Genomic DNA, 12,572 nt, shown 5'->3' with positions numbered 1-12,572 from the left:
CGCCAAGGTAAGGCTACCCTTAGCATAACTGCATGCCGATATCAGAGAAGAACTCTCCGACAGGGACGAGCCAGGCCGGGAGCCCGCACCCGGTGGCCGGTGGACGACACGGCCACGGCCCGGGTGTGCTCTCGGTGGTGCGCTCATCCGATGTGACCCCGATGATGCGGCGCGTGACCCTGGGCGGGCCCGACCTGGCCCGCTACCACGAGGGACCGAACATCAAGCTCCTGGTGCCACCGGGCAACTCCCCGCACTGGGAGTGGCCCGACTCCGCCCCCGCCTCAGGACCCGGGCAGCCGGGACCGGTGAAGCGCACCTTCAGCGTCCGGCGCTTCGACGCGGCGGCCGGCGAACTGGACATCGACTTCCTGCTGCACGGCGAGGGCCCGGCCGCCCGCTGGGCGGAGCGCGCGGTCGCCGGGGACGTGCTCGGGGTGCTGGGCGTGGGCGGAGTCAGCCCGCAGCCGGCCGACTGGTACCTGATCGTGGGGGACCACTGCGCGCTCCCGGCCGTGGCCAAGCTGCTGCCCGAACTCCCCGCCGACGCCCGGGGAGAGGTCTTCGTCTCGGTCCCCGGCGACACCGAACGGCAGGAGCTGCTCGCTCCCGCCGGGGTACGGGTGCACTGGCTGCCCCCGGAGGAGGCGGACGGACGGAACGGAATGGCGGACGCGGTACGGGGCGCGGACTGGCCGGACCACGACCGGGTGTTCGCCTGGGTCGCGGGCGAGTCCGCCCAGGTCCGCGAGGTCCGCTCCTGGCTCCGCCGCGAGCACGGCCTGAGTCACCGTCAGCACCTGGCCATCGGCTACTGGAAGCGCGGCCTGGCCGAGGACATCTACCACGACCGCAGCGACAACGACCGGGACGAGGACTACTACCGCATCTCCGCGGAGTCCCGGGGGCGCGCGGCGCGGTGAATCAAGCACGGTGACGGGAAAAGCCATCGGCCGACGGGCCGGCCCCGGTGAGCTTCACCGGGCCGGCTGCCCGCCACGCTCATCCGGCCCGGTCTCCCGGCCACCCGCTCCGGAACCGTCCGCCCGGGAGTCGTCGACGATCCGCTGCAGCGCCGCGACCTGACGCTCCAGGGCTTCGCGGCCCGCGGCGCTGAGGTTCACCCAGGTACGGGGGCGCTTGCCCACGTAGCCCTTGCGCACCTCCACGTAACCGTGCGAGGACAACGTGCCCACCTGCTTGGACAGCGCCGACGCCGACAGCCCCGCCGTCTCCCGCACCCAGCCGAACTCCGCCCACTCCGTACCGGCGAGCAGCGAGACGATCGACAGACGGGTGGGTTCGAGCAGCACCGGGTCGAAGTCAGGACGATCCATCGGGCGCCCCGGCTCGTCCGCGCTCCCCGCCCGCGGCGAGGGAGGACAGCCCCTGCTGGAGACGGCCCCCGAAGAGGATCAGGACCGCGCCGAGCACGGCGCCGACGACCGTCCGCGCATACGGGAAGGAGAGCCCGGAGTGCGGTACGAAGGCGGCGACGGCCCCGATGACCACCACCGCCAGGATGATCACCCGGCTCCACAGCGCGAACCGGGGCGAGATCGCGTCCCGCCGCACCCTGGTCCGCCGCCCCAGCAGGGCGGAGCCCCACCTGCTCCGCAGCAGCGCCGCATAGGCGACGGCGAGGGCGGCGAAGGCGATGTTCACCACGGACTCCACGCCCGAACCGAAGAAGTCGGGCGCCGCGAGCAGCGCGAAGACGGCGAGCCCGAAGAGAACGGCCACCCAGCGCGACTCCTGCACCGAGCCCACCGCCTCCTCCCGTCGCCGCTGGACGTCCTGAAGGGCACGGGATGCCTCTTCCGGTGTGGGGTGTCGGGTCATGACGTCCTCCTTGGGTTTCCTGACCAGAACTCGTTTCCTGTAAGGAAAGTAGTTTCCTGAGAGAGTCGGCGTCAAGTGGGAGAAGCCCAGGACATGGAGGACGCCAAGCGCGACTTCATGGGCTGAGGGCAGCGACTTCCTGCCGGTGAACCTGTTCCGCGATCCGTTCGGGGCGCCGATGACGCCGACGACGGCGGGCGAGCTGTTCGGCCATTTGCAGAAGCGGGCGAAGCCGACGTGGAAGGCCGGGCCCCGGACCCGGCAGATCGTGGATGCCCTGGACCGCGAGGGAGGAGCAGGCGTGCCCCTCCCTCGCGGAGCGAGGGTGTGTCAGATCCCGAAGGGCTGGCGTAGCGGATGGTGCCGCTGGGCAGCGGGTGTGCCGGGTCGAGGGTCATGACCATCATGGCCTCGTCCGGGACGTCGATCGTCAGGTCGATGCCGTGGGTGGAGGCGCGGGTGAAGCCGAAGCGGGGGTAGTACGCCGGGTGTGCCCCATGACGGTGACGTAGTGCTCGCCCTGGTCCTTGGCGGCCTTGAGGGCGGCGCGGATGGCGGCCGAGCCGGCGCCGCTGTTCTGGTACTCGGGGAGTACGGCGCACGGGGCCAGGCACAGGGCCGGGGTGTCGCCGATGTGGCAGCGGGTCAGCAGCGCGTGGCCGACGATCTTGCCGTGCTCGTCGGTGGAGACCAGGGACAGGCCCTCGATCCAGGAGGAGTCGGCACGCAGGGTGTCGACGAGGTCGGACAAGGCATCCCCTGGCTCGCGGACCGTTTCGCCGTTAGGACCGCCCCCAGCACCTGCTGATCCATCCCGGCGCTGCCCCCGACCTCACGCATGGAGGCGATGACCAGCCACACCACCACGAGCATGCAGACGGCCGTGTCCGCCCGTACCGCACCAGTGGAGCGTGGGTATCGGCGACAGAGGACAGGCCCGGGTAGTACAACCGGCGCCGAACTGGCGGGGGCCACCACGATGGTCGCCGAATACGTGCCCACCTGGCGCCGTGGTTTCTACACCTCGATCCCCGATGCGGCCCCGGGAGGTGACGCCGGCCTTCTTCACCATCACGGGCCACCACGCCCATGCCTATGTCCCCAGCACCTTCGCGCTCAGCCACCTCACCAAGACCTTGAGGAAGCGGGACTCGCCCTGCCGCCCCGTACAGGTAGCTGCACCCTATGATCGGCAGCAGGCTGGATGTACCGCCCGCAGCGGCTTCCCTAGCGTTGCCTCAGTCGGTGCTCCGGCCGTGGACGAGCAGCGCCGGCAAGGGAGTTCAGGTGAGTTCATGGGGACGCTCACGGGAACGCCACCCGCACCGCTTCGCGGTTGACCGGCATCGCCCCGAGGGACAGGTGGAGTTCGCCCCGGGCACCGGCCGTACTCCCCCACCGACCACCACGTCCTGCCCGGCATGGCGCCGGTGCACCCAGCACAACAACCACTTCCCGAAAGGGTGGGAAATGTCGGCAAGTTCGATACCCGAGGAAGAACTCGCATGGCTGGACGCGACGGCGCAGGCCGACCTGGTCCGCCGGAAGGTGCTGTCGCCGACCGAGCTCGTGGAGGCGGCGATCCGGCGGATCGAGCGGCTCGACCCCAGGATCAACGCCGTGGTCACACCGCTGTTCGAGAAGGCTCTCGCCGCGGCGGCTGCGCCCGGACTGCCGGACGGCCCCTTCCGCGGGGTGCCCATGCTGCTCAAGGACTTCCTCTGCCTCACCGAGGGCGATCCCGCCTACGGGGGGATGCGCGCGCTGCGGGACCGGGACTGGCGCGCCCCTGAGGACTCCGCCCTCGCGGCCCGTTTCCGCGCGGCCGGGTTCGTGTTCTGCGGAAAGACGAACCTCCCCGAGCTGGCCACCAGCACCACCACGGAACCGCTCGCGCACGGGGCGACGAGGAACCCCTGGGACCTCACCCGCTCCCCCGGGGGCTCCAGCGGTGGGTCGGCGGCCGCGGTGGCCGCGGGCATGGTCCCGGTGGCACACGGCAACGACATGGCGGGCTCGATCCGGATGCCGGCCAGCGCCTGCGGAATCGTCGGGCTCAAGCCCTCGCGGGCCCGCACCACCCTGGGCCCCGCATACGGCGAGTACTGGGGCCCGGTGACGCACGAACACGTGCTGACCAGGTCGGTCCGCGACACCGCGGCCGTGCTGGACGCGACGGCGGGGCCCGCGACCGGCGACCCGTACACCGCCCCGCCCGCCCTGCGGCCCTACCGCGAAGAGGTCGGCGTCGATCCCGGCGTCCTGCGGATCGGGTTCCGTACGACCCCGCCGGGTGCGGCGGAACCGGCCCACAAGGACTGTGTGGCGGCGGTCGAGCACACGGCCCGCCTGCTCGACTCGCTCGGCCACCGCGTCGAGCCGACGAGCGCCTCCTGCCTGGACAACCCGGCCCTTTTCGAGGCGCTGGTGCCACTGTTCGCGGCGGCCGTGGCCTGGGAGCTCGACCAGTGGTCCGAGCTCGTCGGTGAGCGCCTGGAACCGGCGGACCTCGAACCGATGAACGCCATGCTGGCCGAGACGGGCCGCTCGGTCACGGCCGCACAGTGGCTCTCCGGTACCCAGGCGTGGCAGCGGTGGGCGCGCGGCGTGGCAGGGCTCTGGGACGAGGAGGTGGATGTGCTGCTCACACCGACGCTGCCCGCGCCGCCCGCGGTACTGGGCGAACTCGCGCCCACGGGGAAGAGCCCCGAGGAACTGGTGGCCGCCGTGAGCGGGGGCATCGCCTTCACGGTGCCGTTCAACATCACCGGCCAGCCCGCCATCTCCCTCCCGCTGTACCGCAGCGACGACGGACTGCCGATCGGCGTGCAGCTCGTCGCCGCCTACGGACGGGAGGACGTACTGATCCGGCTGGCCTCACAACTCGAACAGGCCGCCCCCTGGTCGGGGGAGCACCCTCCGTCCTTCGACTGAACGAAAACGAATCGGTCCGGAAGGGGCGAACGCTGTCCGCCGTGCCCCCCGTGACGTGGTGAACCCGGAAAGGATCGACATGTTTCATCTTGATCATCTCTGCCTGGGCGTCCCCGAGTTGGACGACGGCGTCCGCCGGGTGCGGGAGGAGACGGGACTCGCCCACTACGACGGGGGCGTCTTCCCCAACGGACTCGCCAATACGGTCTTCCCGCTCGGCGGGGACGTCTACCTGGAGGTCGAGTCGGTGACGGGCCACGCAGCCGGGCCTGACGCGGGGGCCGCCTGGTTCGACCGGGCGGTCGCGGACGGCGACCGGTGGATGTTCTGGAGCCTGCGCGCCGACACCCTGGAGGAGCTGGAGGCGGTCGCGCAGCGGCTCGGTGGCGAGGTGCTGCGGGCGCCGGGCCGCGTCCAGCCCGACGGCACCCAGCGCCTCATCACCACCGCGCCGGGCGCCGACCGCGCGCTCGACGCGTGGCGGCGGGGACTGCCGAACTGGTACTACCGCCACGACCCGGCCACCCATCCGGACCGCGGCGCGGTGGAGCACGGGGATCGCGGGGCGGCGGTGGTCCGGCTGGAGATCAGCGCCGACACCGAAGAACTGCGGGAGCACAGCGGTGCCGAGACCTTCGAGCGGCTACCGCTGGTGATGGTGCCCGGCCCGCCCGGCGTGCACGCGGTCACGGTACGTACCGCCTCGGGGCGCGAGGTGACGCTGCGCAGGGACCCGGCGGCCCTGTAGCGCCGTCGGGGCCCGGCCGGGACTCCGGCCGTGGGTTCCGTCACTACGTGAACCTCCCACGGCCCGGCCGCCACAGGGCCCGTACGAGCACGACGTCACCTTCGGAAAGGTGGGAACAGATGGCAAGCATCGCTCTCTTCGGCGCCACCGGGATGATCGGCAGCCGTATCCTCGGCGAGGCCCTCGACCGTGGCCATGAGGTCCTGGCCGTCGTCCGCGATCCCTCCCGGCTGACCACGGCCCACCCGGCGCTGAGGCTGGTCACCGGAGACGTCCTCGATCCGTCGTCGGTCCTTTCCGCGGCTGACAGCCAGGATGTGGTGGTCAGTGCGGTCGGCGGTGGGCACGGCGACGCCGCGGGGCACCTGGCGACCGCCGAACCCGGCGCGAGGGCGCTCGTGGCGGGGCTGCGCGCACTCGGGCACGGCGACGCCCGCCCACGTCTGATCTCAGTCGGTGGGGCCGGGCCGTTGCGGACCTCCGACGGCAGGCCGCTGTGGGACACCGAGGGGCTGCCGGAATCACTGGTGCAGATCATGCACGCGCACGGTGACGCCCTCGATTACCTCCGCACCGTCAGCGATGTGCGCTGGACGGTCATCAGCCCGTCCGCATTCGTCGGGCCCGGTTCCCGTACCGGCACGTACCGCAGCGCCCTCGACGACCTCATCGTCGGTGAGGACGGCAAGAGCCGGATCTCCACCGAGGACTTCGCAGTCGCGGTCGTCGACGAGATCGAGCACGCACGCCATCCGGACGGCCGGTTCACCGTGGGTTACTGATTGTCCGCGACACCCGTACCCGGCCGCGCTGGACGACGTCCTGCGCGCCTACCGCGCGCTGCTGGCACAGGGCCTTCCGGCGGACCGGATCGTGCTGGTCGGCCACTCGGCGGGCGCCACTCTCGCTCTGTCCGCCCTGCAGCGCCTGCGCGATTCCGGCGACCCCATGCCGGTGTGCGCGGTCGCGCTGTGCCCGATCACCGACTTCACCCTCAGCGGCACGTCGCTGACCACCAACGCGGAGACGGACATCGTCGGCGTGGCGGAACTGCACCACGGCAGTACGTACGTGGGAGCTCCGAACCACCGGCCCCTCAGCCCGGTGTGTCCCGACATCCGGCCGCGCCCGGCGCCCTGAGGCGCAGGAGGGCGATCAGCGTCATGACGGCGAGCGCCACCACGAACCACGCGTAGTCCCGGGTCGCCGCCGCCAGGCCGCCCCCGTGTACGACGAGGACCCCGGCGACGACGGCGGGCAGGCCCATGCCCAGGTAACAGACCACGTAGACCGCCGACAGAACACCGGCACGCTCGTGCTCGGCGACCAGGGGCACGACGGTACGCATCCCTCCCTGGAACCCGGCTCCGAAGCCGACCCCCGACACGAAAGTACCGGCGAAGAACCCGGCGTACGAAGAGAGTTCGACGGCCGTGAGGGTCCCGAGCGACCCCAGGACGAGCAGGGTGACGCCGAGGAACATCAGGGCCCTGGGCGGCACGCGTCCGAGCGAGACGGCGGTGACGGACGAGACCACGGTCAGGACGGACAGGCCGAGGCCGCCGACCACCGCGGAGCCCGAGCCCGAGAGTTCGCGGGCGAGCGCCGGGGCGAGCGAGCCGTAGAAACCACCGAGCGACCACACCGCGAACAGCACGGGCGCCACCGCGAGCAGCGGGCCGCGCAGGCGCCGTGGCACCGCGAGTTCGGGCACGAGGGAGGAGCGCAACCCGGGCGCCCGGCCCCCGGTGTCCGGCAGTACGGCGACCCCGGCGGCCTGCAGGGCGAAGACACCGATGAACACGAGGTAGACGAGGTGCGTGGGGGCCGGCAGATACTGCACGACCAGGCCGGACAGCAGTGCGCCGACGCCGGACCCCAGGCCCGGGGCGACGGCGTTGGCGCGGGTGCCGCGCTCACGGTCGATGTCCAGCATGGCCGCGCCCAGCGCGCCCAGGGCGCCGCCGGTGGCGATGCCCTGCAACACCCGCCCGGTGACGAGCGCGCCGACGCCGCCGGCCGTGCTGAACACCACCATGGCGATGATCTGCAGGGCCAGCGCGGCCAGCAGCACCGGCCTGCGACCGAGGTGGCCGGACGCCCTGCCCAGCACGAGCAGGGCGACCAGGACCACGACGGCGTACACACCGAAGACCACCGTGGTGGTGATCGGGGAGAAGTGCCACCGGGCCGCGTAGAGGGCGTAGACCGGCGTCGGGGCGCTCGACGCGGCGAGGAACGAGACGATGATCGACGCGAACAGCGCCAGGCCGGCGGGGCCGCCCGTACGCCGGACGGTCAAGGGGACGTCATGCGGTGGCGTCGTGGTCTTCATGAACACCTCACAGCACTGCTCCGGGCCCCGGGGACGAGGCCCCCGGGGCCCGGAGCTGCGCTCTATCGAGCCGCGTCGTCTGGGTAGGCGGCGGTCGCCTGGATCTCGACGAGGAGTTCCGGGCTGGCGAGACCGCTGACGCCGATGATCGACCAGGCGGGGTAGGGGGCCTTGACGAGGCGCTGCTTGGCGGCGAGGAAGCCGGACATGTTCTCGCGGATGTCGACGTGATAGCTGGTCACGTCGACCAGGTCGCCGAGGCCGAGGTTCTCCAGCCGGAGGATCTCCTCAAGGCGCCGGATGGCGAGCTCGGTCTGTTCCTCGACGGTCTCCCCGGGGACGCCGTCGGCGCGGCGGCCGATCTGGCCGGAGATGAACAGGTGCCCGTGCGAACGGATCGCGGGGGCGTGGCCGAAGCGCGCGAAGGCGCTGGTGGTCCCTCCGAAGACCGGCGAGTTGTCGGGGACCTCTACGGGGTGGATGGGCATGGCGGGGTGTCCTTTTCTCTGGTGGGTGGGGCCGACATCTGTGCCGACATCTGTGTCGGCTCCGTCGGCCGGGTGGCGGGGTGGCCGGGTGGCCGGGTGGCGGGCCAGGTCGCGGCCGGGGCGGCCCCCGGTCAGTCGCCCCACCGGGAGGAGCCGCAGGCGTGCTCCATCCGGGTCCGGCCGAAGGTCTCGCGTTCGCGCAGGAATTCACCGGGAATCGCGTAACGCGGGCCGTTCCTTGGGTTCTTGGCGGCTTGCGCGACGATCGCGTCGGTGAGGGAGCGGATCATCTCCAGCCGCGGATAGGCGGCGTGGACGACGTCGGCCTGCGCGTCGCTGAGGGCGTCGGCGTAGGTGTTGCCCATCGGGCCGCCGAAGTCGAGCGCGACGCCTTCGCGTACGAGCACGCACAGCGTGCCGCGGCGCTCCGCGATGCCCGACGAGGTGTGCAGGGCGATGGCCTGCCACACCTCGTCGGCCTCCGTATCGGACCGTCCGTGTGCGAGGAGGAAGGCGGCGGCCCGGTCGGCGCCCTCGACCTCGAATCTCTGGGTGTGCGGGCCGTCCGGCGCGACGCCGAGGTCGTGCATCGTGCACGCCGCGAACAGCAGGTCGTCCTCGTAGTCCTGGCCGGCGGCCAGTTCGAGGCGGGCGGCCACGAGTCGGGCGAACAGATAGGTGCGCATGCTGTGGTTGAACACCGAGGGCGATTCCACCGGCCTGATGAGCTGTACGACAGCACCGGCGAGCGGTGTGTCCGGCAGCGCGATCAGGTCGGCGGCCGCCTCGGGGGCCACGTGGCTGTGGGGCGATCCGGTCATGTCCATCAGGCTGGCACGCACGCCCCTGACCAGGTGAGTGGCAATATTGCCTACTGTCGATAGAATAGTGCCATGACGACCCACCGAGTCGCGGTCCTGGCGTTGGACGGTGTCACTCCGCTCGACCTGGCGATCCCGGCGCAGATCTTCAGCACCCGCCCGGAGACCCCGTACGAGGTGAGCGTGTGCGGGCTCGGCTCCGAGGTGGCGACCAACGCCGGCTTCTCCCTCATGACGGAGGGCGGCCTGGACCGGGTACGCGCGGCGGACACCGTGATCGTGCCGGGATACGAGCCGGGGAGCGAGCCGCTGGTACGGCCGCCGGACGAGGTCCTCGACGCACTGGCCGGGACGCGCGACCGGGGCCGGCGGGTGGTGTCGATCTGTACGGGCGCCTTCGCGCTGGCCGCTGCGGGCGTTCTGGACGGGCTGCACGCCACGACCCACTGGCAGCACATCGACGAGCTGGAACGGGACTTCCCCGCCGTCACGGTCGACCGCGACGTGCTCTACGTCGACGAGGGGGACGTGCTCACGTCGGCCGGAGTGTGCTGCGGCATCGACCTCTGCCTGCACCTCGTACGCCGCGACATGGGGGCGCTCGTGGCCAACCGGATCGCCCGCGGCCTGGTGGCCGCCCCACACCGCGACGGCGGGCAGGCCCAGTACATTCCGGCTCCGGTCACCGAGGCCGGGGAGACGTCGCTCTCCGAGACCCGGGGCTGGGCCCTGCGCCACCTCGACGAACCGCTCACGCTCCGCATGCTCGCCCGCCACGGGGGCGTCTCACCCCGCACCTTCATGCGCCGGTTCGCCACGGAGACGGGCACCACGCCCCTCCAGTGGCTGCTGAGCGCCCGCCTCGGCAAGGCACGCGAACTGCTGGAGACGACAGACCACTCGGTGGACCAGGTGGCCCGGGACTGCGGCCTCGGCACGGCGGCCAACCTGCGCCTGCACTTCCGCCGGACCCTCAACACCACCCCCACCGCCTACCGGCGGACTTTCACGCGTTGACACCGCTCGCGCGCAGCGCGTGCACGGCGAGGAGGCCCGCGCTGAGCGCCGTCACGATGCCGCAGCCCAGATGAGTGCCGGTGTGCGAACCACCGAAGGAGGCCGCGAGGTTGACGGCGGTGCTGACGCCTACGATGGCCCACAGAACGGACCGGAAGGCGCTGCGACGGCTCGGCTGCGGGGGCGGGGGCGGGGAAACGAAGTTCGTCATGGGGAAGTCCTCTGCGATTCCGGTGGTCGAAGGCACGCCCGACGCTACGGACCGGTCTCGGCGCCGGACGATCCCGCAGACTGCCCGACCGTGGGTACGGCCAGCTGTCCGGCCGTTGGTACAGCAGGCTGTAACGCTGCGCGGGCGCTCTCGTCGGGCCGCCCGGAGCCTTCCACGCAGGAACCGGAGGCGAGCGAGGAGAGACAAGAGACAGAGGAGGGAAGGATGACGGCAACGTTGTCGCGGACACCGCGCCTCCGCGGAGCGAAGCAGACCGCCACCGCGGTGCTCAGAGCCGCCGGGGCCGCGACCGGTGAGCTGGCCGGCGGCATCGGCACCGCGCTTCCCGCGCTCGCGCTCCTGATTCTGCTGCTGCTCACGGCTGTTGTGTCGCTCACCGGTGCCGGCCTGCTGCTGGTGGGCCCCGCGCTGAGTGCGCTGCACGCCCTGGCCCGGCGCGAACGCCGGCGGCTCGCCCGCCGGGGCCACGAGATCATCGCTCCTGACCCGCCGCCCACGCGCCCACGCGCAGGACTCGTCCACCCCACCACCCGGCGCGAGATGCGCTGGCTGCTCCAGCACGCTTCGGCCGGGCTGCTGTTGGCGCTGACGGGCGTCGTCCTGCCCGTACTCGCGGTGCGTGACACGGCCTTCCCGCTGTACTGGCGGTTCGCCCCGGAGGACACCACCGCCGCTTCCATCGGCATCGGCACCGCGCACACCTGGCTGGACGCGACGGCGGTGGCCCTGCTCGGCGTGGGCTGGATCGCTCTCATCGTGGGGGGCACTCCGGCGCTGGCACGGCTGCAGGCCAAGCCCGCCCGGCGCTTCCTCGCCGCCGATCCCGGCACCGACCTCTCCGCCAGAATCCTTGAGCTGACCGCCTCCAGGGCCGCGGCCCTGGACGCCCACGCCGCCGAACTGCGCCGTATCGAACGTGCCCTGCACGACGGCAGTCAGAACCGGCTGATCTCCGTCACCGTGCTCCTCGGCGCGGCCCGCCGCCGACTGGCCCGCGAGCCGGACCACGCGGTCGAGGTCCTCGACATCCTGGAGCGCGCACACTCCGCCGCCGAACAGGCCCTGGCCGATCTGCGCGGTGTCTCCCGCAGCATTCTTCCCCCGGTACTGGAGGCCCAGGGCCTTGCCGGGGCCCTGACAGGACTCGCCGCCGACTGCGCGGTGCCCTGCCGTACGGACGTCGATGTCCCCGTACGGTGCGCCGTCTCCGCCGAGGCGACCGCCTACTTCGTGGTGGCCGAGGCGCTGACGAACATCGCCAAGCACAGCGGTGCCCAGCAGGCCGCCGTGGGCGTACGGGCCGACGGCGTACACCTCCGTCTGACCATCACCGACGACGGCCGGGGCGGCGCCGACGAGAGCGGCGGCTCCGGCCTCACCGGCATCCGCCGCCGGGTGGAGGCACACGACGGCACACTCCGCCTGGCCAGCCCCGCCGGCGGCCCGACAACCCTTGAGGTGGTACTCCCCTGTGGACAGTGACCCGCGGATCGTGATCGCCGAGGACGACCCGCTGCTGCGCGAGGGCCTGGCCCTGCTGCTGCGTGCCGAGTCGATCGAGGTGGTGGCGACGGCCGCCACCCCCGATGCGGCACTCGCCGCCATCGACGAACACCGGCCCGATGTCGCCATCTTCGACGTACGGATGCCACCCACCCACACGGACGAGGGCATCCGCGCGGCCGTCGAGGCCAGGCGCCGTCAACCCGGCCTGGCGATCCTCGTGTTGTCCGCCTACGTGGAGCAGAGTTTCGCCACCGAACTCCTCAGCGACGGTGTCGGCCGGGTGGGCTATCTGCTCAAGGAACGGGTGGGCCGGGTCGAGGAGTTCCTCGACGCACTGCACCGAGTGGCCGCCGGTGGCACCGCGATCGACCCCGAGATCGTCGCCCAGCTCTTCACCCGCTCCCACCGCGACGCCCGCCTGGAACGGCTGACCCCGCGCGAGCGCCACGTACTCGCCCTCATGGCCGAGGGGTTGGGGAACGGCGCGATCGCGAAACAGCTCGTCGTCACGGAGGGCGCGGTCCACAAGCACATCCGGAGCATCTTCGCCAAGCTGGACCTGTCCCCCACCGACCACGTGGACCGGAGGGTGACCGCCGTACTCAGGTATCTGGAGGGCGCGCTACCGAGGGCGAGGTAGAGCCTGCTG

Annotated in this window: 14 protein-coding genes and 1 pseudogene; 8 read left to right on the top strand and 7 right to left on the bottom strand. The window is 72.0% G+C overall.

Going from position 1 to position 12,572, the window contains the following annotated elements:
• The first annotated feature begins 32 nt into the window (after positions 1-32).
• Positions 33-923, top strand: coding sequence for a siderophore-interacting protein (locus ACWGKJ_RS07770; RefSeq protein ID WP_385024753.1), 891 nt, complete (start codon positions 33-35; stop codon positions 921-923).
• A 54-nt stretch (positions 924-977) separates the two neighbouring features.
• Here the strand turns inward: ACWGKJ_RS07770 and ACWGKJ_RS07765 are convergent, their stop codons facing one another.
• The 3 genes and pseudogenes from ACWGKJ_RS07765 to ACWGKJ_RS07755 all read right to left on the bottom strand — a co-directional run.
• On the bottom strand, positions 978-1,337 hold the full coding sequence (locus ACWGKJ_RS07765; protein WP_385024755.1) for a winged helix-turn-helix domain-containing protein: 360 nt from the start codon (positions 1,335-1,337) through the stop codon (positions 978-980).
• A complete protein-coding gene (locus ACWGKJ_RS07760) occupies positions 1,324-1,842 on the bottom strand; it encodes a hypothetical protein (protein WP_385024757.1) in 519 nt (172 codons plus the stop codon). Before ACWGKJ_RS07760 ends, ACWGKJ_RS07765 begins: the two co-directional genes overlap by 14 nt.
• Before the next feature lie 335 nt (positions 1,843-2,177).
• Positions 2,178-2,590, bottom strand: a pseudogene (locus ACWGKJ_RS07755) (GNAT family N-acetyltransferase); the annotation flags it as partial.
• 722 nt (positions 2,591-3,312) lie between these two features.
• Between ACWGKJ_RS07755 and ACWGKJ_RS07750 the strand changes: the two are divergent.
• From ACWGKJ_RS07750 to ACWGKJ_RS07735, 4 genes are all read left to right on the top strand, one after another.
• Entirely contained in the window at positions 3,313-4,776 is a 1,464-nt protein-coding gene (locus tag ACWGKJ_RS07750) for an amidase (RefSeq protein ID WP_385024759.1), read from the top strand.
• 79 nt (positions 4,777-4,855) lie between these two features.
• Positions 4,856-5,524, top strand: a complete 669-nt coding sequence (locus ACWGKJ_RS07745; protein WP_385024761.1) for a VOC family protein — start codon at positions 4,856-4,858, stop codon at positions 5,522-5,524.
• Positions 5,525-5,643: 119 nt separating this feature from the next.
• A complete protein-coding gene (locus tag ACWGKJ_RS07740; protein ID WP_385024763.1) occupies positions 5,644-6,306 on the top strand; it encodes an NAD(P)-dependent oxidoreductase in 663 nt (220 codons plus the stop codon).
• Entirely contained in the window at positions 6,200-6,664 is a 465-nt protein-coding gene (locus ACWGKJ_RS07735) for an alpha/beta hydrolase (RefSeq protein WP_385024765.1), read from the top strand. Before ACWGKJ_RS07740 ends, ACWGKJ_RS07735 begins: the two co-directional genes overlap by 107 nt.
• Here ACWGKJ_RS07735 and ACWGKJ_RS07730 read toward each other — a convergent pair.
• From ACWGKJ_RS07730 to ACWGKJ_RS07720, 3 genes are all read right to left on the bottom strand, one after another.
• The gene (locus ACWGKJ_RS07730; RefSeq protein ID WP_385024767.1) at positions 6,621-7,859 is read right to left on the bottom strand and encodes an MFS transporter; all 1,239 of its coding nucleotides are present in this window, start codon (positions 7,857-7,859) and stop codon (positions 6,621-6,623) included. The genes ACWGKJ_RS07735 and ACWGKJ_RS07730 overlap by 44 nt on opposite strands.
• Positions 7,860-7,921: 62 nt before the next feature.
• Positions 7,922-8,347: a RidA family protein gene (locus ACWGKJ_RS07725; RefSeq protein WP_385024769.1), complete on the bottom strand. Its 426-nt coding sequence runs from the start codon at positions 8,345-8,347 to the stop codon at positions 7,922-7,924.
• A 131-nt stretch (positions 8,348-8,478) separates the two neighbouring features.
• On the bottom strand, positions 8,479-9,168 hold the full coding sequence (locus ACWGKJ_RS07720; protein WP_385024771.1) for an HD domain-containing protein: 690 nt from the start codon (positions 9,166-9,168) through the stop codon (positions 8,479-8,481).
• 72 nt (positions 9,169-9,240) lie between these two features.
• Here ACWGKJ_RS07720 and ACWGKJ_RS07715 point away from each other — a divergent pair, with 72 nt between their 5' ends.
• Positions 9,241-10,185 (top strand): GlxA family transcriptional regulator, encoded by a 945-nt coding sequence (locus ACWGKJ_RS07715; RefSeq protein ID WP_385024774.1) that lies wholly within the window; start codon positions 9,241-9,243, stop codon positions 10,183-10,185.
• Here ACWGKJ_RS07715 and ACWGKJ_RS07710 read toward each other — a convergent pair.
• Positions 10,175-10,396, bottom strand: coding sequence for a hypothetical protein (locus tag ACWGKJ_RS07710; RefSeq protein WP_385024777.1), 222 nt, complete (start codon positions 10,394-10,396; stop codon positions 10,175-10,177). The two genes, ACWGKJ_RS07715 and ACWGKJ_RS07710, sit on opposite strands and share 11 nt — an antisense overlap.
• A gap of 225 nt (positions 10,397-10,621) precedes the next feature.
• Between ACWGKJ_RS07710 and ACWGKJ_RS07705 the strand changes: the two genes are divergently transcribed.
• Positions 10,622-11,899, top strand: coding sequence for a sensor histidine kinase (locus ACWGKJ_RS07705; RefSeq protein WP_385024780.1), 1,278 nt, complete (start codon positions 10,622-10,624; stop codon positions 11,897-11,899).
• Positions 11,889-12,563 carry a response regulator gene (locus tag ACWGKJ_RS07700; protein ID WP_385024783.1) on the top strand — a complete coding sequence of 225 codons (675 nt, stop codon included), beginning with the start codon at positions 11,889-11,891 and terminating at the stop codon, positions 12,561-12,563. The genes ACWGKJ_RS07705 and ACWGKJ_RS07700 overlap by 11 nt, the downstream gene beginning before the upstream one ends.
• The last annotated feature ends 9 nt before the right edge of the window (positions 12,564-12,572 follow it).

It is taken from the genome of Streptomyces sp. NPDC054757, from assembly GCF_053612185.1.
Note: the sequence above shows the minus strand (reverse complement) of the source record. Positions and strands in the feature narration are given on the sequence as shown.

Excerpts from the sequence above, each read along its gene's own strand:
- ACWGKJ_RS07770 (WP_385024753.1), top strand. The coding sequence starts at position 33 with ATGCCGATATCAGAGAAGAACTCTCCGACAGGGACGAGCCAGGCCGGG.
- ACWGKJ_RS07765 (WP_385024755.1), bottom strand. The coding sequence starts at position 1,337 with ATGGATCGTCCTGACTTCGACCCGGTGCTGCTCGAACCCACCCGTCTG.
- ACWGKJ_RS07760 (WP_385024757.1), bottom strand. The coding sequence starts at position 1,842 with ATGACCCGACACCCCACACCGGAAGAGGCATCCCGTGCCCTTCAGGAC.
- ACWGKJ_RS07750 (WP_385024759.1), top strand. The coding sequence starts at position 3,313 with ATGTCGGCAAGTTCGATACCCGAGGAAGAACTCGCATGGCTGGACGCG.
- ACWGKJ_RS07745 (WP_385024761.1), top strand. The coding sequence starts at position 4,856 with ATGTTTCATCTTGATCATCTCTGCCTGGGCGTCCCCGAGTTGGACGAC.
- ACWGKJ_RS07740 (WP_385024763.1), top strand. The coding sequence starts at position 5,644 with ATGGCAAGCATCGCTCTCTTCGGCGCCACCGGGATGATCGGCAGCCGT.
- ACWGKJ_RS07730 (WP_385024767.1), bottom strand. The coding sequence starts at position 7,859 with ATGAAGACCACGACGCCACCGCATGACGTCCCCTTGACCGTCCGGCGT.
- ACWGKJ_RS07725 (WP_385024769.1), bottom strand. The coding sequence starts at position 8,347 with ATGCCCATCCACCCCGTAGAGGTCCCCGACAACTCGCCGGTCTTCGGA.
- ACWGKJ_RS07720 (WP_385024771.1), bottom strand. The coding sequence starts at position 9,168 with ATGACCGGATCGCCCCACAGCCACGTGGCCCCCGAGGCGGCCGCCGAC.
- ACWGKJ_RS07715 (WP_385024774.1), top strand. The coding sequence starts at position 9,241 with ATGACGACCCACCGAGTCGCGGTCCTGGCGTTGGACGGTGTCACTCCG.
- ACWGKJ_RS07710 (WP_385024777.1), bottom strand. The coding sequence starts at position 10,396 with ATGACGAACTTCGTTTCCCCGCCCCCGCCCCCGCAGCCGAGCCGTCGC.
- ACWGKJ_RS07705 (WP_385024780.1), top strand. The coding sequence starts at position 10,622 with ATGACGGCAACGTTGTCGCGGACACCGCGCCTCCGCGGAGCGAAGCAG.